The organism is Rhodoferax lacus, assembly GCF_003415675.1.
Classification (GTDB): Bacteria; Pseudomonadota; Gammaproteobacteria; order Burkholderiales; family Burkholderiaceae_C; genus Allorhodoferax; species Allorhodoferax lacus.
In genome coordinates this window covers 1-316 of record NZ_QFZK01000067.1, presented here as the reverse complement: position 1 = coordinate 316, position 316 = coordinate 1, and the positions used below count along the sequence as shown (strand labels likewise).

The window sequence follows — 316 nt, the reverse complement described above, 5'->3', positions numbered from 1 at the left end:
CAGACGCTGCTTAATGATTGGCAACGCTGATTAAACTCTATAAATTGTTAAAGAACAGCCGATTGATCAAGTAATCTCGATCAACAACAAAGCAGCCTCTTGCGAAGCAACTTTGGTATTGAATAACCAGAACCTGGTTTATTACCTAAGAGATAAGTTAAATACCGTCTTGATTAACTATCAAGCAGCATTTATACGATTGTCGAAAGACTGGTGGAGGTGACAGGACTCGAACCCGCTACCTACTGCTTGCAAAGCAGCCGCTCTCCCAGCTGAGCTACACCCCCAAATCAGGTTTAGCAATTGGAAGACTCTG

Annotated in this window: 1 tRNA gene; it reads right to left on the bottom strand. The window is 43.0% G+C overall.

Annotation, left to right across the window (positions count from 1 at the left end):
* Positions 1 to 211 precede the first annotated feature (211 nt).
* Positions 212 to 287, bottom strand: a tRNA-Ala gene (locus DIC66_RS22810).
* Between the last annotated feature and the right edge of the window lie 29 nt (positions 288 to 316).